The following is a 16,961-nucleotide window of genomic DNA, read 5'->3' as shown; positions in this document are numbered from 1 at the left end:
ACCCCATTGACCCGCCCGCCACACAAAAGTAAAGTCAGTTTTACTTTTGGTCGACAGGAGGATGCATGGAGTCGTTTGTTCACCTGCGAAAAGGCAAGACCCCCAGACGAGCTCACGCCGACCTCGAAGGCCAGAAAGACGACGAGCTAGGCCGCGGCGGATTCACCGGCCGGACCGCCAACCTCTACCGGCGCGAGGATCCCACCGCGTTCCGCGCGGTCGGCCCGCTGCGCCCCCTGGACGTCCTGTCCAGCGAGCTCAAGCCCTCTGACGCCACCGACGCCGACGGCGGGCCCCTGCTGATGTTCTCCAACGAGGACTGTCAGGTGTTGCTTTCTCGCCGCGCCGAACCGATGCCCTTCTTCGCTCGCTACATCGACGGGGATCTGCTGTCGTTCGTGCACGAGGGATCCGGGGTGCTGGAGACCGAGTTCGGTCCGCTGCCCTACCGCAAGGGCGACTGGGTCTATCTGCCCAAGGCGTGCACGTGGCGGCAGGTGCCCGACGAGCCGTCGACCTGGCTGATGGTGCAGGCCACCGACGAGTTCCGGGTGCCGCCGGCGGGGCAGCTCGGGCGCCACTTCCCGTTCGACCCGACACTGGCGGTCATCCCCGACCCGCAACCGCTGGACACCGGAGAAGGTCCGCAGCGCGACGGAGAGTACGAGGTGCGCCTGATCCACGCGCCCATCGACGGTGTCGGCAAGACTTCGCTGTTCTACCAACACCATCCGCTCGACGTCGAAGGGTGGCGCGGCGACAACTTCGCGTTCACGTTCAACATCGCCGATTACAACGTCGTCACCTCCGACAGCGTCCACCTCCCGCCCACAGTGCATCTGTTCATGCAGGCCACCGGCGTGTACATCATGAACTTCCTGCCCAAGCCCGCCGAAGGCGTGCCGGGCACCGAGCGCACCCCCTGGTATCACCGCAACGTCGACTTCGACGAGATCGCGTTCTTCCACGGCGGATCCCTCTACGGGATCCCGATGCCCCCCGGGCTCATTTCCCATGCGCCGCAAGGTATTCACCACGGAGCACCGGAGAAGGCCAGGGAACGCGCCCGCCGCAAGTTCGACGACTACACCTCGGTCGACTGGCAGGTCATCGCCGTGGACACCCGGCGTCGGCTGGTGCCCTCGGCGGAGATCCTGGCCAACGACCTGGGTCCGCACGCATGACCGCCGCGGCGCCGGTGAAGCACGATTACGACCGTATTCCGTATCTCGTTGCCTATCAGAACAACTCGAGTGTCCGCGACGTGTACGGCGGGGTTGCCGAATTGGTGGTGCTGGAGAGTTACCTCCTCAGACCCAAGACGGTGGAGTCCGATACCGTGCTGGTGTTCATGCACCCGATCGGCGGCGGCGCATACCTGCCGATGATCAACGCCCTCGCCCGCGCCGGACACCATGTCATCTACTGCAACAGCCGCTTCCGGGGCACCGACTCGGCGCTGCTGATGGAGAAGGTGGTCGAAGACCTCGGCGAGTGCATCAAGGACGCGAAGAACCGTCTCGGCTACAGCAAGGTGGTGCTGGCCGGCTGGAGCGGCGGCGGTTCCCTGTCGGCGTTCTACCAACAGCAGGCCCAGAACCCGACCGTCACCTCGAGTCCGTCCGGGGACGGACCGGATCTGACCAAGCTGGGGCTGATCCCCGCGGACGCAATCATGTTGCTGGCCGCGCACATCAGCCGCCACGGGACGATGACCGAGTGGCTCGACGCGTCCATCCTCGACGAGTCGGAGCCGACCAAACGGGACCCGGAGCTGGATCTGTACAACCCGGACAACCCGAACCAGCCGCCGTACACCGCCGAGTTCCTCGCGCGGTACCGGGACGCGCAGATCGCCCGGAACCGGCGCATCACCGCGTGGGTCAAGGACAAGCTCGCCGAACTCAAGGCGGCAGGGCGCCCGGATGACGAGTTCGCGTTCGTCGTGCACGGCACGATGGCCGACCCGCGCTGGCTCGATCCCGCGGTGGACCCCAACGAGCGCAAGCCCGGCACGTGCTACCTGGGCGATCCCCAGGTGGTGAACATGAGCCCCGTCGGATTGGCCCGGTTCTGCACGCTGCGCAGCTGGCTGTCCCAGTGGAGCTACGACGACGCGCACGGCGACGCCGTGAAATGCGGTCCCGATATCGCGGTGCCGGCGCTGGTGATCGGTAACCTGGCCGATGACGCCTGCACGCCCAGCCATACGCGCAGGATCTTCGAAGCCATCGGACACCCGGACAAGGAGATGTACGAGATCACCGGGGCGAACCACTACTACGCCGGACCCGATCAGCGCGAGCAGCTCCGCGAAGCGGTCGGCATCGTCACCGACTGGCTGATCCGCCACGACCTGGCGGGAGCGCGATGAGTCGGCCCACCGGGCCTCTCGACGGCATCCGGGTCATCGAGGTCGGGACACTGATCTCGGGCCCGTTCGCCGGGCGTCTCCTCGGTGACATGGGCGCCGACGTCGTCAAGATCGAACCGCCCGGCGCGCCGGACCCGCTGCGTACCTGGGGCCAGGCCGAACTCGACGGTCACCACTTCTTCTGGACGGTGCACGCGCGGAACAAGAAGGCCGTCACCCTGAATCTGCGCGTACCCGAGGGGCGTGAGCTGTTCCTCGACCTCGTCGAGCGCAGCGACATCATCGTCGAGAACTTCCGGCCGGGCACACTCGAGAAGTGGGGGCTGGGCTACGACGCGCTGCGCGCCCGCAACCGCGGCATCATCCTGGTGCGGGTCTCCGGATACGGGCAGACCGGACCGGACGCGCACAAGGCCGGATACGCCTCGGTCGCCGAAGCGGCCAGCGGTCTGCGGCACATGAACGGCTTCCCGGGTGGTCCCCCGCCGCGGCTGGCACTGTCCCTCGGTGACAGCCTGGCCGGCATGTTCGCCGCGCAGGGCGCACTGGCGGCCCTGTACCGGCGTACGGTCACCGGCGAGGGCCAGATCGTGGATGCCGCGCTCACCGAATCATGTTTGGCCGTCCAGGAATCCACCATCCCGGATTACGACGTCGGAGGCGTGGTGCGCGGCCCGTCGGGCACCCGGCTGGAGGGTATCGCGCCGTCGAACATCTACCGCAGCGCCGACGGCAGCTGGGTGGTCATCGCAGCCAACCAGGACACGGTGTTCCGCCGGCTCTGCGCCGCGATGGGCCAGCCGGAGTTGGCCACCGACGAGCGTTTCGCCAATCATGTGGCGCGCGGCCGCAATCAGGACGAGCTCGACAAGATCATCGGCGAATGGGCCGCCCAACGGCAACCGGCCGACATCATCGCGACGTTGTCCGATGCGGGCGTGATCAGTGGGCCGATCAACACCGTCGCGGAGGTGGTCACCGATCCGCAGCTGCAAGCGCGCGGCATGATCGCCGACCACTGGGATGAGCGCATCGGGCGAAACGTCAAGGGGCCTGGCGTGATCCCAGTGCTGTCCGAGACGCCCGGCACGATCCGTACCGCCGGCCCGTCCCGGCCGGGCCAGCACAACGACGAGATCTACCGGCAACTGCTCGGCCGCACCGAAGCCGAGCTCGACCGGTTGCGCAGCGAGGGCGTGATATGACCGACCTGCCCGCCCACGTCGACATCCGCGACGTCTCCATGCGTGACGGTCTGCAGATCGAAGCGCCGATTCCGTTGGCGGCCAAGCTGGAACTGCTGGCCGCCATCGCCGCCACCGGGGTGCGCGAGATGGAGGCGACGGCGTTCGTATCGCCCTCGAAGGTCCCGGCACTGGCCGACGCCGCCGAACTCGCCGCCGAGTTGCACAACTTCGCCGACATCGAGTTCTCTGCTCTGGTGGCCAGCCCGAACGGCGCCAAACGCGCGATCGCGGCCGGGCTGCGCTCGATCGAATACGTGGTGTCGGCCGCCGACGGGCACAGCCGCGCCAACGTCGGACGAACATCGGCCGAAGCCACGGCTCAGATTCCGGACATCGTCGCGATCGCGCACGACAGCGGGATCACCGTCGAGGTCATCGTCGCCACGGCATGGGACTGCCCGTTCGACGGCCCCACTGCGCCGCAGCGCGTCCTCGACATCGTCGCGGCCGCCACCGACGCCGGAGTGGACCGGCTGGCGATCGCCGACACCATCGGTACCGCCACGCCGCGACGGGTCAGCGAGCTGATCGCGTTGGTACGTCCCGAGATCGGCGACCTGCCGTTGGGTGCGCACTTCCACAACACCCGCGGTGCAGGCTTGGCCAGCGCCTACGCAGCGGTGAGCGCCGGCGTCACCCGACTCGACGCATCGGTCGGCGGGCTCGGAGGCTGTCCGTTCGCGCCCGGTGCGAGCGGCAACATCGCCACCGAGGACCTGGTGTATCTGTTGCGGGACAGCGGTGTCGGGGTCGACGTGGATCTCGACTCGGCGATCGCCGCGGCGCGGGTGGCGCAGCGTGCGGTCGGGCACGACCTTCCCAGCGCGCTGCTGCGCGCCGGTGACCGGATGCTGGGCTAGCCGCTCATGGCCCCGGGACCCGCCGAATCGTTGAGCGCCAAGGGGCGGCAGACCCGGCAGGCGATCGAGACAGCGGCCCGGAAGCTGTTCGCGGAGCGTGGGTTTCACGGCACCACGCTCGGCGACATCACTTCGGCGGCAGGCAAATCCCCCGCGGTGTTCTACCGCTATTTCACCGACAAAGAGGATCTGCTGGCCGCACTGGCGCAGTCGTTTCTGCACGATGTCGTGGAACCATCGGGACTGAGCATGCGCATGCCGGAGTCCCCCGACGACGACGCGTTCTTCCGCACGGTGGTCACCGGCTACTGGACGATGTTCAAGCAGAACATCGGCATCATGATCGCGGTCGCGCAGCTGGCGGCGACGCAACCGCGGTTCGCCGCCGTACAGAACGAGTTCCGGCGCTTCGGTATCGACATGGTGGCCGCGTCGGTGCGACGCGCCCAGGAACACGGCTACGGATCCGACCTCGATCCCCAGCACACCGCGGCGGCCATCGCGTTGCTGTTCGAAAACTTCACAACCGTGTTCGTCGGCTCGTCCGGACTGGGATTCGAGATCGGCGACGAGGATGCGATCGCGACACTGTCGCAGATCTGGAAGAAGACGCTGTACGGGCATTGACCGAGACGCGGCAACACAACCAGGACAAGGAGAATCAGCGTGGATTTCACCCTTCCCGACCATCTTTCGACTTTGCTCGCGGAGATGGACGCGTTCATCGAGAGCGAGATCAAACCGCTGGAGCGCGAGCACATCCAGTATTTCGACCATCGCCGCGAGCATGCCCGCACCGACTGGGACAACGGTGGCGTTCCGCGCCGGGAGTGGGAGGACCTGCTCGGCGAGATGCGCCGACGCGCCGACGCGGCGGGTTGGCTGCGATACGGGCTGCCGTCTGCGTTCGGTGGCCGTGACGGCAGCAATCTCGACATGGCGGTGATCCGCGAGCACCTGGCCGCCAAGGGCCTCGGGTTGCACAACGACCTGCAGGACGAATCGTCGATCGTCGGAAACTTCCCCCAGGTCATCATGATGGACCGCTTCGGCACCGAGGAGCAGAAGCGCGAATGGACCGACGCGCTGATCACCGGGAAACGCTCGATGGCGTTCGGCCTGACCGAACCCAACCACGGATCGGACGCCACCTGGTTGGAGACCACCGCGGTCCAAGACGGTGACGAGTGGGTCATCAACGGCGCCAAGCGGTTCAACACCGGCGTGCACCGGGCGACCCACGACCTGGTTTTCGCCCGGACCTCCGGTGAGGCCGGTCAGGCCCGCGGGATCACCGCGTTCCTGGTGCCCTGCGACGCTCCTGGATTCTCCGTGCCGTATTACTGGTGGACGTTCAACATGCCCACCGACCACGGCGAGGTGCTGCTCGAGAACGTGCGGGTGCCGTCCGATGCGGTGCTCGGCGAGGTGGACCGCGGTCTGGAGGTCGGGCAGACGTTCCTGCATGAGAATCGGATCCGGCAGGCCGCCAGCAGTCTTGGAGCGGCGCAATACTGCATCGACCGGGCCGTGGCCTACGCCAACGAGCGCAAGGTCTTCGGCAAGCCGCTGGCGACCCATCAGGCCGTGCAGTGGCCGCTGGTGGAGCTGCAGACCGAGGCTCAGATGGTGCGGCTCCTGGTGCGATACGCCGCGACCGAACTGGATCGCAATCACCACATGGAGGTGTCGGACAAGGTGTCGATGGCCAACTACCGCGCCAACCGTCTGGTGTGCGAGGCCGCCGACCGGGCGATGCAGGTCTTCGGCGGGGTCGGCTACAGCCGTCACGAACCGTTCGAGCACATCTACCGTCACCATCGTCGCTACCGGATCACCGAGGGTGCCGAGGAGATTCAGATCAGGCGGGTGGCGCAGCGGTTGTTCGGGTTTGGGCGCAAGTGAAGGAACAGCTGGAGACGGTTCTGCGCCCGGTCCTGGGGGACGTCACCGTCGAGAACCTGCAGCGGCTGACCGGCGGTGCCAGCCGTATCACGTGGGCGTTCACGGCCAACGGTCGCGCGTTGATCCTGCGTACCGGCGAGCGCGACGAGTTGCATGCCAGCATGGAGCTCGAGGCGAAGGTGCAGCAGCGGGCCGCTGCAGCCGGCGCTCCGGTTCCCCATATCCTGGCTGCGGACAATTCCCCTGAGGCACTGGGGAATCCGTACCTGATCTGCGACGCCATACCCGGCGAGACGATCGTGCGGCGAATCTTTCGCAACCTCGACGACGCCGGTCGTGACCGGCTGTTGGTGCAGTGCGCGCAGGCACTGGCGGCAATTCACCGCGCCGACCCCGACGGGGTCGGGCTGACCGCACCCGACGAGCTCGCTGGCTGGCGCCTGCGGCTCGACGAGATGGGCGATACGACAGCGACGTTCGAGTGGACGTTCCGTCAGCTCGAACGGCAGCGACCGGAGCCGTCGCCGATGCGGTTGATTCACGGTGACTTCCGGATGGGCAATCTCATCGTCGACGAGTCGGGACTGGCGGCCGTTCTGGACTGGGAGCTGACCCACCTGGGGGAGGTCTACGAGGATCTCGCCTGGTTCTGTATCCGCGCATGGCGGTTCGGCGCCCCCGAGACCATGGGAGCCGGAGGCCTCGGCAGCGTCGAAGCCTTCCTGCGCGCCTACGAGGACGCGTCGGACATGACCGTCGACCGTGCAGCGTTCCGGTGGTGGCTGACGGTTGCGACGTTGCGGTGGGGCGTGATCTGCCGGCATCAGGCCGAACGTCACCTTTCCGGTGAGAACCGGTCGGTGGAGTTGGCGGCGATCGGACGTCGGGTCAGCGAAACCGAATGGGATCTGTTGGATCTGTTGCAGGGGGCGGGACCGCGATGACGAACCGCCCCACCGCCGCCGAGCTGGTTGCGGCTGTCGCCGACTTCCTCGACGAGGATGTCCGCGCCGCCGTCTCCGGTCAGGTCGGGTTCCACGCCAGGGTCGCGGCCAACGTCTTGCGCATCGTCGAACGCGAATTGCGTGACACCACAGCCGATTCGGTCGACACAGCGCTGAACGCACTCGGCTTCACCGACGAGACCGCGCTGGCTGCGGCCATCCGTGCCGGACAGTTGGACGATCGCGGTGACGAGGTGCTGACGTGCTTGCGGGTGCTGGTCGGTCACCGCTTGTCGTTCGACCATCCGGGGTATGACGTCAGCCGGTGACGGTCGGCCGGGTCAGCTGCGCCGGAACCGGGCCAGCCAGGCCGGTTCGTCGACATGCGTGCCCGGCGCCAGGCCGTACTGCCCGGCGTGGATCTCGGTGATCACGCCGCGGTAGGTCGTCGTCTCCAGCGACTCGAGTTCCCAGCCGTCGCGGAAGGCTTCCCGCAGCGTCGTCTCACCGACCTGCGGTCCGAACCCGCGTCCGGCGTCCGACAGCGCCAACACGTGGACCGTCGAGTCGACGGTGGTCGCACGGTGCAGGCTGTCCACATAACGTGGGCGGTCTGCGTCGTCGAAGATGTGGAACAGCGCGCTGTCCAGGATGGTGTCGTAGGTCGGCGTCGGACCGAGGTCCAGCGCGTCAGCGACTGCGAACCGCGCGTCGACGCCCTGTCGGGCGGCATTGCGCCGGCACTGTTCGACGGCTTCGGGTGAGCCGTCGACGCCCAGGACGTCGTAGCCGAGCCGGGACAGCAGGATCGTGTGCTCGCCGGTGCCGCATCCGACATCCAGGACGCGGCCGGTGATCAGACCGGCCTGTTCGAGGGCGACGACGGCCGGCTGCGGCTCGCCGATCACCCACGGTGGGGTGTGGTTCTTGTAGAAGTCGTCGAAACGGGACAGGCTGGGCGTCAGTTCCATGCCACCACTGTCCAACCTGAACCGAAGTTGAGGTCAAGCCCATGTCGGTGACCGACGCGCAGCCCCTCGCCGAGGTGGCCGACCGACTGTTCACCGCGATCGAGCGGGGCGAAATCAGCGCGGTGGATGCGTTGTTCGCCCCGGACGTCATGGTCCGCAAGACCGGCGACCGGCGCGACAACGACCGGACCCGCTCGGTCAAGATCATCAACTGGTTCATCACGGCCAGCACCACGCGCCGCTACGAGGTGCTCGACCGGCATTTCTTCCCCGGCGGCTTCGTGCAACAGCACCTGCTGCACGCCACCGCCCACACCGGCGAGACGATCGCGATGCGCGTCTGCATCGTGATCAAGGTGGGCGGTGACGGTCTGATCACCCGCATCGACGAGTACTTCGACCCGGCCGAGATCGCACCGCTGCTCAACCAGTCGGCCTGACGGCCTGGCGCTTTTCCAGACGCCGCTCCTACGGCGCAGCTAGCATCCGGGTATGGCTGCGCCCGCTCCGAAGCCGTCGGCGTTGCGGATCCTGGTCTACAGCGACAACCCGCGAACACGTGAACAGGTGCGACTCGCCCTGGGCAAGCGGATTCACCCCGAACTGCCCGAGCTGAGCTACGAGGATGTCGCGACCGGTCCGATGGTGGTCCAGAAGATGGATGCCGGTGGGTTCGACCTGGTGATCCTCGACGGCGAGGCCGCCCCCGTGGGTGGGATGGGCCTGGCCAAGCAGCTCAAGGACGAGATCGAGGACTGTCCGCCGGTGCTGGTGCTGACCGGCCGCCCGGACGACGCGTGGCTGGCACAGTGGTCACGCGCCGAGGCGGCCGTGCCTCATCCGATCGATCCCATCCGGCTGGGCGACGCGGTCGTGTCGCTGCTGCGTAGCGCCCCCACCGCAAACAGGCTGCCGCACTGAGTTTTTCGGGGCAGCACGAGATCGCCGGGCGGCGCGAATAGCGATACTAACCAAAATGTGTGGCATGCGTCGCAAACGGGGCTAGGCTGTGTGGTAGCTCACATCGATCAGCCCCGAGGAGCTGCAGCGCGGTATGACTCTGTACACACCGATTCTGGTGCTTGGCGCCATCGCTGCCGTGTTCGCGGTCGGGTCGGTGGGCATCGCCGTGCTCATCGGCCCACGGCGCTACAACCGCGCCAAACTCGACGCCTACGAATGCGGTATCGAACCGATCGACGCCTCCGGCGCGGCAGCCGCGGCCACCGGGCAGCGGTTCCCGGTCAAGTACTACCTCACGGCGATGCTGTTCATCATCTTCGACATCGAGATCGTCTTTCTCTACCCGTGGGCCGTCGCGTTCGACGACCTCGGGGCGTTCGGCGTGGTCGCGGTGGCGCTCTTCCTGTTCAACGTCTCGGTGGCGTACGCGTACGAATGGCGACGGGGAGGCATGGCATGGGACTAGAAGAACGGCTGCCGGGGGGCATCCTGTTGTCCACCGTCGAGAAGGTCGCCGGATACGTGCGGAAAGGTTCGCTGTGGCCTGCGACGTTCGGCCTGGCGTGCTGCGCGATCGAGATGATGGCGACCGCCGGGCCGCGGTTCGACATCTCGCGATTCGGGATGGAACGGTTCTCGGCGACTCCCCGACAGGCCGACCTGATGATCGTCGCCGGACGCGTCAGCCAGAAGATGGCGCCGGTATTGCGGCAGATCTACGACCAGATGGCCGAACCGAAATGGGTGCTGGCAATGGGGGTCTGCGCCTCCTCCGGCGGGATGTTCAACAACTACGCGATCGTGCAAGGCGTCGACCACGTGGTCCCCGTCGACATCTATCTGCCGGGATGTCCGCCACGTCCGGAGATGCTGTTGCACGCCATCCTCAAGCTGCACGACAAGATCCAAGAGATGCCCCTCGGCGTGAACCGCGAGGAAGCCATCCGGGAAGCCGAGCAGGCCGCGCTGGCGATGCCGGCCACGATCGAGCTCAAAGGGCTGCTGCGGTCATGACCGAGCAGAACGGAGACCTTCACGGCGAGCTGATCGCCGTGCGCCGCGGCATGTTCGGCGCGCGGGGCAGCGGAGACACCTCGGGTTACGGACGCCTCGTACGTCCGGTTCTGTTGCCCGGCAGCTCGCCTCGGCCCTACGGCGGCTATTTCGGCGACGTCGTGGACGCGCTCGCCGACGCGCTGGGCGACGAGCAGTTCGATGCCTCCGTCGAGCGGGTGGTGATCCACCGTGACCAGATGACGCTGCAGATCGCGCGAAGCCAGCTGGTGGTGGTGGCCCAGGCGCTGCGGGACGATCCGGCGCTGCGTTTCGAATTGTGCTCGGGGGTCAGCGGTGTTCACTATCCCGACGACACGGGCCGCGAGTTGCACGCGGTGTATCCCTTGATGTCGATCACCCACAACCGCCGGATCTGCCTGGAGGTCGCCGCGCCCGATGCCGACCCGCACATCCCGTCGCTGTTCGGTGTGTATCCCACGACGGACTGGCACGAGCGGGAGACCTACGACTTCTTCGGCCTGATCTTCGACGGCCATCCCGCGCTGACCCGCATCGAGATGCCCGACGACTGGGTGGGGCACCCGCAGCGCAAGGACTATCCGCTGGGTGGCATTCCGGTGCAGTACCACGGGGCCGAGATACCCCCTCCCGACCAGCGGAGGGCATACCACTGATGACGACCACACAGCAGCCGCCCGAGCGGGTGGTCGTCGTCGGCGGCCAGGACTGGGATCAGGTGGTCGACGCGGCCCGGGCCACCGCCGCCGACCATGCCGGTGAACGCATCGTGGTCAACATGGGTCCGCAGCATCCGTCCACCCACGGGGTACTGCGCCTGATCCTCGAGATCGAGGGAGAGACCATCACCGAGGCCCGGTGCGGCATCGGCTATCTGCACACGGGTATCGAAAAGAACCTGGAGTTCCGCACCTGGACCCAGGGCGTCACGTTCGTCACCCGAATGGATTACCTGTCACCGTTTTTCAACGAGACGGTGTACTGCCTCGGGGTGGAGAAGCTGCTCGGCGTCACCGACGAGATCCCGGAACGCGCCTCGGTGATCCGCGTGATGATGATGGAGCTCAACCGCATCTCCAGCCACCTGGTGGCGCTGGCCACCGGAGGCATGGAACTCGGGGCGATGACAGCGATGTTCCTGGGTTTCCGTGAGCGCGAGTTGATCCTGGCGGTGTTCGAGACCATCACGGGCCTGCGGATGAACCATGCCTACGTCCGGCCCGGCGGAGTCGCCGTCGACCTACCCGACGAGGCGCTCCCACAACTGCACGATCTGCTGTCGCTGTTGCCGGAGCGGTTGCGCGATCTCGAGAATCTGCTCAACGAGAACTACATCTGGAAGGCCCGCACCCGCGACGTCGGCTACCTCGACCTGACCGGCTGCATGGCGCTCGGCATCACCGGCCCGGTGCTGCGCTCCACCGGGCTGCCGCACGACCTGCGCAAATCCCAACCGTATTGCGGTTACGAAACATACGACTTCGACGTCGTCACCGACGACCGCTGCGATTCCTACGGGCGCTACCTGATCCGGGTCAAGGAGATGCGCGAATCGATCCGGATCGTCGAACAGTGTGTGGACCGTCTCGAACGGTCGACCGGGGATCCGGTGATGATCTCCGACCGCAAGCTGGCCTGGCCTGCGGACCTGAAAGTCGGTCCGGACGGACTGGGCAACTCACCGGAGCACATCGCCAAGATCATGGGCCACTCCATGGAGGGCCTGATCCACCACTTCAAGATCGTCACCGAGGGCATCCGCGTGCCTGCCGGCCAGGTGTACGTCGCCGTGGAGTCCCCGCGAGGCGAACTGGGTGTGCACATGGTTTCCGACGGCGGCACACGTCCCTACCGGGTGCACTACCGCGATCCTTCGTTCACGAATCTGCAAGCAGTGGCGGCGATGTGCGAAGGCGGCATGGTCGCCGACGCGATCGCGGCGGTGGCGTCGATCGACCCGGTGATGGGTGGGGTGGACAGGTGATGAGCGCTCGCGCGAAGAACAGACGATCACGATGAGCATCTTCCTGGAGTTGGGTCAACGTCCCGACGAGCCCGGACCGCCCATCCACGGCCCGGCACGCTACTCCCCCGAGGTGACGTCTCGGCTGCAGGCCGACGCGACGACGATCGTCGACCGCTATCCACACCCCCGGTCCGCTCTGCTGCCGCTGCTGCACCTGGTGCAGTCCGAGGACGGATGCCTGACGCCGGCCGGAATCGCTTTCTGCGCAGAACGATTGGGGCTGACTGGCGCCGAGGTCGCCGCGGTCGCGACGTTCTACTCGATGTACCGCCGCACCCCCACCGGGGACTATCTCGTCGGCGTCTGCACCAACACGTTGTGTGCGGTGATGGGGGGCGACGCGATACTCGAGGAACTGCGGCGCCATCTGGACATCGACGTCGGAGCGACCACACCCGATGGCGCCGTCACGCTCGAACACGTCGAATGCAATGCGGCCTGCGACTACGCACCTGTGGTGATGGTCAACTGGGACTTCTTCGACAACCAAACCCCGTCGTCGGCAAGGGAACTCGTCGATGCGTTGCGCACCGGAACTCCCCCGCAGCCGTCGCGCAGCCCGTCGTTGTGCACCTTCCGCCAGACCGCGAGAATCCTTGCCGGGCTGGAGGATCCGGAGTTCGGCGACGCAGCGGTCGGGGCAGCCACCCTGGCTGGATTGCGGTACGCCCGCGGACACCACATGACCGCGCCGACGGCGCAGCCCACCGATACCACCACGACGTCGGCCGAGCAGGATCGCGTCGTCGCCGCTGACGCGGTCCGCGACCAGGCCGCACCCGGTCCGTCGGCGCACGTTCCGCCGCGACCGTCCACCCCGGATGCCGACCCCGACGTGACGGGCCGGCCATGACGACACCGTTGACTCCGGTGCTCAGCCGGTTCTGGGACGAGCCGCAGCCATGGTCGCTGGGGACCTACGAGCGGCACGGCGGATATCAGGCCCTCGACCGCGCGCTGGCCATGACTCCCGACGAGGTGATCGCCACCGTCAAGGACTCGGGCCTGCGCGGCCGGGGCGGCGCGGGGTTCCCGACGGGCACGAAGTGGTCGTTCATACCGCAGGAGCGCAGCTTGCGGAGCGACCAGACACAAGGAGAAGAGGGCCCGGGCGCCAAACCGCACTATCTGGTGGTCAACGCCGACGAGTCCGAACCGGGGACGTGCAAAGACATTCCGTTGATGTTGACCACTCCGCACTTTCTGGTCGAGGGCGCGATCATCGCGGCGTACGCGATCCGGGCCCGTCATGCCTTCATCTACGTGCGCGGTGAGGTCGTGCCGGTGTTGCGGCGCCTGCAGGCAGCGGTGGCCGAGGCGTACGCCGCCGGGCATCTCGGTGCCGACATCCACGGGTCGGGCTTCGACCTGGAGCTCGTCGTGCACGCCGGAGCCGGTGCCTACATCTGCGGTGAGGAGACCGCGCTGCTGGACTCGCTGGAGGGGCGGCGCGGTCAGCCGCGGCTGCGGCCGCCGTTCCCGGCGGTGGCCGGCCTGTACGCCAGCCCGACGGTGGTCAACAACGTCGAGTCGATCGCGAGCGTGCCGCCGGTCCTGCTGCACGGCGTGGACTGGTTCCGGTCGATGGGCTCGGAGAAATCCCCGGGTTTCACGCTGTACTCGCTGTCGGGCCACGTGACCACACCGGGCCAGTACGAGGCGCCGCTGGGTATCACGTTGCGCGAGCTGCTCGACTACGCCGGAGGCGTCCGTGCCGGCCATTCTCTGAAGTTCTGGACTCCGGGCGGATCGTCGACACCGCTGCTGACCGCCGAGCACCTCGACGTGCCGCTGGACTACGAAGGCATGGCCGGAGTCGGATCGATGTTGGGCACCAAAGCTTTACAGATCTTCGATGACACCACATGCGTGGTGCGTGCCGTGCGCCGATGGACGCAGTTCTACGCCCACGAGTCGTGCGGCAAGTGCACCCCGTGCCGCGAGGGCACCTACTGGCTGGCCCAGATCTACGAGCGGCTCGAGACCGGTGCGGGCACCGAGGCCGACCTGGGCAAGCTGCTCGACATCGCCGACAACATCTTCGGCAAGTCGTTCTGCGCCCTCGGCGACGGTGCTGCCAGTCCGATCATGTCCTCGCTGAAGCACTTCCGCGACGAGTACGAGGCGCATCTCGCCGGGGGTTGCCCGTTCGACCCGTATGCGTCGATGCTCGCGGCCCCGGAAGGAGTAGGCGCATGACGTCGTCCACGAGTCGGGATCCCGCGAGCAGACGCGAACTCGCACACGAAGCGGCTGAATCGGATGAGTTTGTGTCTGCTCGGCAAGAGGAGATGGTGTCGCTGACCATCGACGACCACCAGGTCAGCGTCCCGAAGGGCACGCTGGTGATCCGCGCGGCCGAACTCATCGGCATCCAGATCCCCCGGTTCTGTGATCACCCGCTGCTCGACCCGGTCGGCGCGTGCCGGCAGTGCCTGGTGGAGGTCGAGGGCCAACGCAAACCGATGGCGTCGTGCACCATCACCGTCGCACCGGACATGGTGGTGCGTACCCAGCTCACCTCCGAGGCCGCCGACAAAGCCCAGCACGGCGTCATGGAGTTCCTGCTGATCAACCATCCGCTGGACTGCCCGGTCTGCGACAAGGGCGGCGAGTGCCCGCTGCAGAACCAGGCCATGTCGCACGGGCGCGCCGAAACCCGCTTCACCGATGTCAAACGCACGTTCCCCAAACCGATCAACATCTCCTCGCAGGTCCTGTTGGACCGGGAACGCTGCGTACTGTGTGCCCGCTGCACCCGGTTCTCCGACCAGATCGCCGGCGACCGATTCATCGACCTCCTCGAGCGCGGGGCTCAGCAGCAGGTCGGCATCGCCCCCGGCGAACCGTTCGAGTCCTATTTCTCCGGCAACACCGTGCAGATCTGTCCGGTGGGTGCACTGACCGGCGCCGCGTACCGCTTCCGGGCCCGTCCCTTCGACCTGGTCTCCAGTCCCAGTGTGTGCGAACACTGCGCGTCGGGCTGCGCGCAACGCACCGACCACCGCCGCGGCACGGTGCTGCGCCGGCTGGCCGGCGACGATCCGGCGGTCAACGAGGAATGGAACTGCGACAAGGGACGCTGGGCGTTCACCTACACCACCGTCGGTGACCGCATCACCACGCCGCTGGTCCGCGACGGCGCCACCCTGCGTCCCGCCTCCTGGTCGGAGGCGCTGACAGTGGCCGGCGCCGGTCTGGCAGCGGCGCGCGGCGACGCCGGGGTGGTGGTCGGCGGCCGCGTCACCGTCGAGGACGCCTACGCGTACGCGAAGTTCGCTCGCATCGTGTTGGGCACCAACGACATCGACTTCCGGGTCCGCGATCACAGCGCCGAGGAGACGGCGTTCTTGGCCGCCCATGTCGCCGGTCAACCGATGACGGTGACCTACGCCGACCTCGAGAACGCGGACACCGTGCTGCTGGCGGGATTCGAACCCGAGGAGGAGTCACCGATCGTCTTCCTGCGGCTGCGCAAAGCGGTGCGGCGACGCGGACTGACCGTGACTGCGGTGGCGCCGTGGGCCGGCAGCGGGCTGCGCAAGCTGTCCGGCACACTGCTGCGCACACCTCCCGGTGCCGAGGCCGCCGCGCTGGCCGGCGTGAACCACCTGACCGCACAGTCGGTGATCCTGGTCGGCGAACGACTCGCCGCCGCACCGGGCGCGCTGTCGGCGGCCGCGCGGCTCGCCGAGACGACCGGCGCGCGGCTGGCGTGGATCCCGCGCCGCGCCGGTGACCGCGGCGCGCTCGAGGCCGGTGCCCTGCCGACCCTGCTGCCCGGCGGCCGTCCCGTCGCCGACGACGACGCCCGGCGCGTGACGGCCGAGGCCTGGCACGTCGAAACCCTGCCGGCCGCAACCGGGCGCGACACCCGCGCGATCCTGTCCGCCGCGGGTCCACGCGGAGCACTGCTGATCGGTGGCGTGGAACCGGCCGACCTGCCCGACCCGGCTGCGGCACTGCACGCCATCGAGAGCGCCGCGTTCGTCGTCAGCCTCGAAGTGCGCGACAGCGCCGTCACCGCACACGCCGACGTCGTCTTCCCGGTGGCCCCGGTCGTCGAGAAGGCGGGCACCTTCCTCAACTGGGAGGGCCGACGCCGGCCGTTCGAGCCGTCGCTGCGCACCAATGCTGTCCCGGACGTGCGGGTGCTGAACTTCCTGGCCGACGAGATCGGCGTCGACCTGGGCCTGCCCACGCCGCAGGCCGCCGCCGACGAGCTGGCCGGGCTGGGCGCCTGGACCGGTCCGCGCGCCGCGGTCCCCGACGTCACGGCGCCACCTGCGCCGCGCCCCGCAGCCGGCCAGGCCGTGCTGACCGGCTGGCGCATGCTGCTGGACGCCGGGCGGCTGCAGGACGGTGAGCCCCACCTGGCCGGGACCGCTCGCCGACCGGTGGTACGGCTGTCGCCGGCCACGGCCACCGAAATCGGCGTGGCCGACGGCGACCCGGTGACCGTGCGCACCGAACGCGGCGCCATCACCCTGCCCGTGGCGCTGACCGACATGGACGACCGCGTCGTCTGGCTGCCGCTGAACTCCCCCGGCAGCGCGGTCTATCCGACGCTGGGCGCGGCGACCGGGTCGATCGTGTCGATCGTCAGGGGGCCGGCGTGACGTATCCCGATCCGACC

General features: G+C 67.7%; 18 protein-coding genes. 17 read left to right on the top strand and 1 reads right to left on the bottom strand.

Annotation, left to right across the window (positions count from 1 at the left end):
• Window positions 1-65 precede the first annotated feature (65 nt).
• From ACQI46_RS12665 to ACQI46_RS12630, 8 genes are read left to right on the top strand one after another with little or no spacing between them, the layout of a single operon-like run.
• The gene (locus tag ACQI46_RS12665) at window positions 66-1,184 is read left to right on the top strand and encodes a homogentisate 1,2-dioxygenase (RefSeq protein ID WP_427094349.1); all 1,119 of its coding nucleotides are present in this window, start codon (window positions 66-68) and stop codon (window positions 1,182-1,184) included.
• The gene (locus ACQI46_RS12660; protein WP_427094348.1) at window positions 1,181-2,374 is read left to right on the top strand and encodes an alpha/beta fold hydrolase; all 1,194 of its coding nucleotides are present in this window, start codon (window positions 1,181-1,183) and stop codon (window positions 2,372-2,374) included. The genes ACQI46_RS12665 and ACQI46_RS12660 overlap by 4 nt, the downstream gene beginning before the upstream one ends.
• Window positions 2,371-3,579, top strand: a complete 1,209-nt coding sequence (locus tag ACQI46_RS12655; RefSeq protein ID WP_427094347.1) for a CaiB/BaiF CoA transferase family protein — start codon at window positions 2,371-2,373, stop codon at window positions 3,577-3,579. Before ACQI46_RS12660 ends, ACQI46_RS12655 begins: the two co-directional genes overlap by 4 nt.
• Entirely contained in the window at window positions 3,576-4,481 is a 906-nt protein-coding gene (locus ACQI46_RS12650; RefSeq protein WP_427094346.1) for a hydroxymethylglutaryl-CoA lyase, read from the top strand. The genes ACQI46_RS12655 and ACQI46_RS12650 overlap by 4 nt, the downstream gene beginning before the upstream one ends.
• Before the next feature lie 6 nt (window positions 4,482-4,487).
• Complete coding sequence (locus ACQI46_RS12645) at window positions 4,488-5,108, top strand: TetR/AcrR family transcriptional regulator (RefSeq protein ID WP_427094345.1); 621 nt, start codon at window positions 4,488-4,490, stop codon at window positions 5,106-5,108.
• Window positions 5,109-5,147: 39 nt separating this feature from the next.
• A complete protein-coding gene (locus ACQI46_RS12640; RefSeq protein WP_427094344.1) occupies window positions 5,148-6,386 on the top strand; it encodes an acyl-CoA dehydrogenase family protein in 1,239 nt (412 codons plus the stop codon).
• Window positions 6,383-7,330, top strand: a complete 948-nt coding sequence (locus ACQI46_RS12635) for a phosphotransferase family protein (RefSeq protein ID WP_427094343.1) — start codon at window positions 6,383-6,385, stop codon at window positions 7,328-7,330. The genes ACQI46_RS12640 and ACQI46_RS12635 overlap by 4 nt, the downstream gene beginning before the upstream one ends.
• The gene (locus ACQI46_RS12630) at window positions 7,327-7,659 is read left to right on the top strand and encodes a DUF6285 domain-containing protein (RefSeq protein WP_427094342.1); all 333 of its coding nucleotides are present in this window, start codon (window positions 7,327-7,329) and stop codon (window positions 7,657-7,659) included. The genes ACQI46_RS12635 and ACQI46_RS12630 overlap by 4 nt, the downstream gene beginning before the upstream one ends.
• A 12-nt stretch (window positions 7,660-7,671) precedes the next feature.
• On the opposite strand, the gene ACQI46_RS12625 is transcribed toward ACQI46_RS12630, so the two are convergent.
• Window positions 7,672-8,301 carry a class I SAM-dependent methyltransferase gene (locus ACQI46_RS12625; RefSeq protein ID WP_427094341.1) on the bottom strand — a complete coding sequence of 210 codons (630 nt, stop codon included), beginning with the start codon at window positions 8,299-8,301 and terminating at the stop codon, window positions 7,672-7,674.
• Between the two features lie 41 nt (window positions 8,302-8,342).
• On the opposite strand from ACQI46_RS12625, the gene ACQI46_RS12620 reads away from it, so the two are divergent.
• From ACQI46_RS12620 to ACQI46_RS12580, 9 genes are all read left to right on the top strand, one after another.
• Window positions 8,343-8,741: a nuclear transport factor 2 family protein gene (locus ACQI46_RS12620; RefSeq protein WP_427094340.1), complete on the top strand. Its 399-nt coding sequence runs from the start codon at window positions 8,343-8,345 to the stop codon at window positions 8,739-8,741.
• A 52-nt stretch (window positions 8,742-8,793) separates the two neighbouring features.
• Window positions 8,794-9,222, top strand: coding sequence for a hypothetical protein (locus ACQI46_RS12615; RefSeq protein WP_427094339.1), 429 nt, complete (start codon window positions 8,794-8,796; stop codon window positions 9,220-9,222).
• 133 nt (window positions 9,223-9,355) lie between these two features.
• Entirely contained in the window at window positions 9,356-9,730 is a 375-nt protein-coding gene (locus ACQI46_RS12610) for an NADH-quinone oxidoreductase subunit A (RefSeq protein WP_427094338.1), read from the top strand.
• Complete coding sequence (locus ACQI46_RS12605) at window positions 9,721-10,278, top strand: NuoB/complex I 20 kDa subunit family protein (protein WP_427094337.1); 558 nt, start codon at window positions 9,721-9,723, stop codon at window positions 10,276-10,278. The genes ACQI46_RS12610 and ACQI46_RS12605 overlap by 10 nt, the downstream gene beginning before the upstream one ends.
• A complete protein-coding gene (locus ACQI46_RS12600; RefSeq protein ID WP_427094336.1) occupies window positions 10,275-10,955 on the top strand; it encodes an NADH-quinone oxidoreductase subunit C in 681 nt (226 codons plus the stop codon). The genes ACQI46_RS12605 and ACQI46_RS12600 overlap by 4 nt, the downstream gene beginning before the upstream one ends.
• Window positions 10,955-12,283 carry an NADH dehydrogenase (quinone) subunit D gene (gene nuoD, locus ACQI46_RS12595; protein ID WP_427094335.1) on the top strand — a complete coding sequence of 443 codons (1,329 nt, stop codon included), beginning with the start codon at window positions 10,955-10,957 and terminating at the stop codon, window positions 12,281-12,283. The genes ACQI46_RS12600 and nuoD overlap by 1 nt, the downstream gene beginning before the upstream one ends.
• A gap of 31 nt (window positions 12,284-12,314) precedes the next feature.
• On the top strand, window positions 12,315-13,178 hold the full coding sequence (nuoE, locus tag ACQI46_RS12590) for an NADH-quinone oxidoreductase subunit NuoE (protein ID WP_427094334.1): 864 nt from the start codon (window positions 12,315-12,317) through the stop codon (window positions 13,176-13,178).
• Window positions 13,175-14,524, top strand: a complete 1,350-nt coding sequence (gene nuoF / locus ACQI46_RS12585; protein ID WP_427094333.1) for an NADH-quinone oxidoreductase subunit NuoF — start codon at window positions 13,175-13,177, stop codon at window positions 14,522-14,524. Before nuoE ends, nuoF begins: the two co-directional genes overlap by 4 nt.
• The gene (locus ACQI46_RS12580) at window positions 14,521-16,944 is read left to right on the top strand and encodes an NADH-quinone oxidoreductase subunit G (protein ID WP_427094332.1); all 2,424 of its coding nucleotides are present in this window, start codon (window positions 14,521-14,523) and stop codon (window positions 16,942-16,944) included. Before nuoF ends, ACQI46_RS12580 begins: the two co-directional genes overlap by 4 nt.
• Window positions 16,945-16,961 lie beyond the last annotated feature (17 nt).

The sequence above is a fragment of the Mycobacterium sp. SMC-4 genome, assembly GCF_050205565.1.
GTDB lineage: Bacteria > Actinomycetota > Actinomycetes > Mycobacteriales > Mycobacteriaceae > Mycobacterium.
This window is presented reverse-complemented; position numbering and strand designations above follow the sequence as displayed.

Coding starts and splice junctions, on each gene's coding strand:
- ACQI46_RS12630 (WP_427094342.1), top strand. CDS start 7,327: ATGACGAACCGCCCCACCGCCGCCGAGCTGGTTGCGGCTGTCGCCGAC.
- nuoD (WP_427094335.1), top strand. CDS start 10,955: ATGACGACCACACAGCAGCCGCCCGAGCGGGTGGTCGTCGTCGGCGGC.
- ACQI46_RS12665 (WP_427094349.1), top strand. CDS start 66: ATGGAGTCGTTTGTTCACCTGCGAAAAGGCAAGACCCCCAGACGAGCT.
- ACQI46_RS12645 (WP_427094345.1), top strand. CDS start 4,488: ATGGCCCCGGGACCCGCCGAATCGTTGAGCGCCAAGGGGCGGCAGACC.
- ACQI46_RS12600 (WP_427094336.1), top strand. CDS start 10,275: ATGACCGAGCAGAACGGAGACCTTCACGGCGAGCTGATCGCCGTGCGC.
- ACQI46_RS12615 (WP_427094339.1), top strand. CDS start 8,794: ATGGCTGCGCCCGCTCCGAAGCCGTCGGCGTTGCGGATCCTGGTCTAC.
- nuoF (WP_427094333.1), top strand. CDS start 13,175: ATGACGACACCGTTGACTCCGGTGCTCAGCCGGTTCTGGGACGAGCCG.
- ACQI46_RS12620 (WP_427094340.1), top strand. CDS start 8,343: ATGTCGGTGACCGACGCGCAGCCCCTCGCCGAGGTGGCCGACCGACTG.
- ACQI46_RS12605 (WP_427094337.1), top strand. CDS start 9,721: ATGGGACTAGAAGAACGGCTGCCGGGGGGCATCCTGTTGTCCACCGTC.
- ACQI46_RS12610 (WP_427094338.1), top strand. CDS start 9,356: ATGACTCTGTACACACCGATTCTGGTGCTTGGCGCCATCGCTGCCGTG.
- ACQI46_RS12660 (WP_427094348.1), top strand. CDS start 1,181: ATGACCGCCGCGGCGCCGGTGAAGCACGATTACGACCGTATTCCGTAT.
- ACQI46_RS12650 (WP_427094346.1), top strand. CDS start 3,576: ATGACCGACCTGCCCGCCCACGTCGACATCCGCGACGTCTCCATGCGT.
- ACQI46_RS12625 (WP_427094341.1), bottom strand. CDS start 8,301: ATGGAACTGACGCCCAGCCTGTCCCGTTTCGACGACTTCTACAAGAAC.
- ACQI46_RS12580 (WP_427094332.1), top strand. CDS start 14,521: ATGACGTCGTCCACGAGTCGGGATCCCGCGAGCAGACGCGAACTCGCA.
- ACQI46_RS12655 (WP_427094347.1), top strand. CDS start 2,371: ATGAGTCGGCCCACCGGGCCTCTCGACGGCATCCGGGTCATCGAGGTC.
- nuoE (WP_427094334.1), top strand. CDS start 12,315: ATGAGCATCTTCCTGGAGTTGGGTCAACGTCCCGACGAGCCCGGACCG.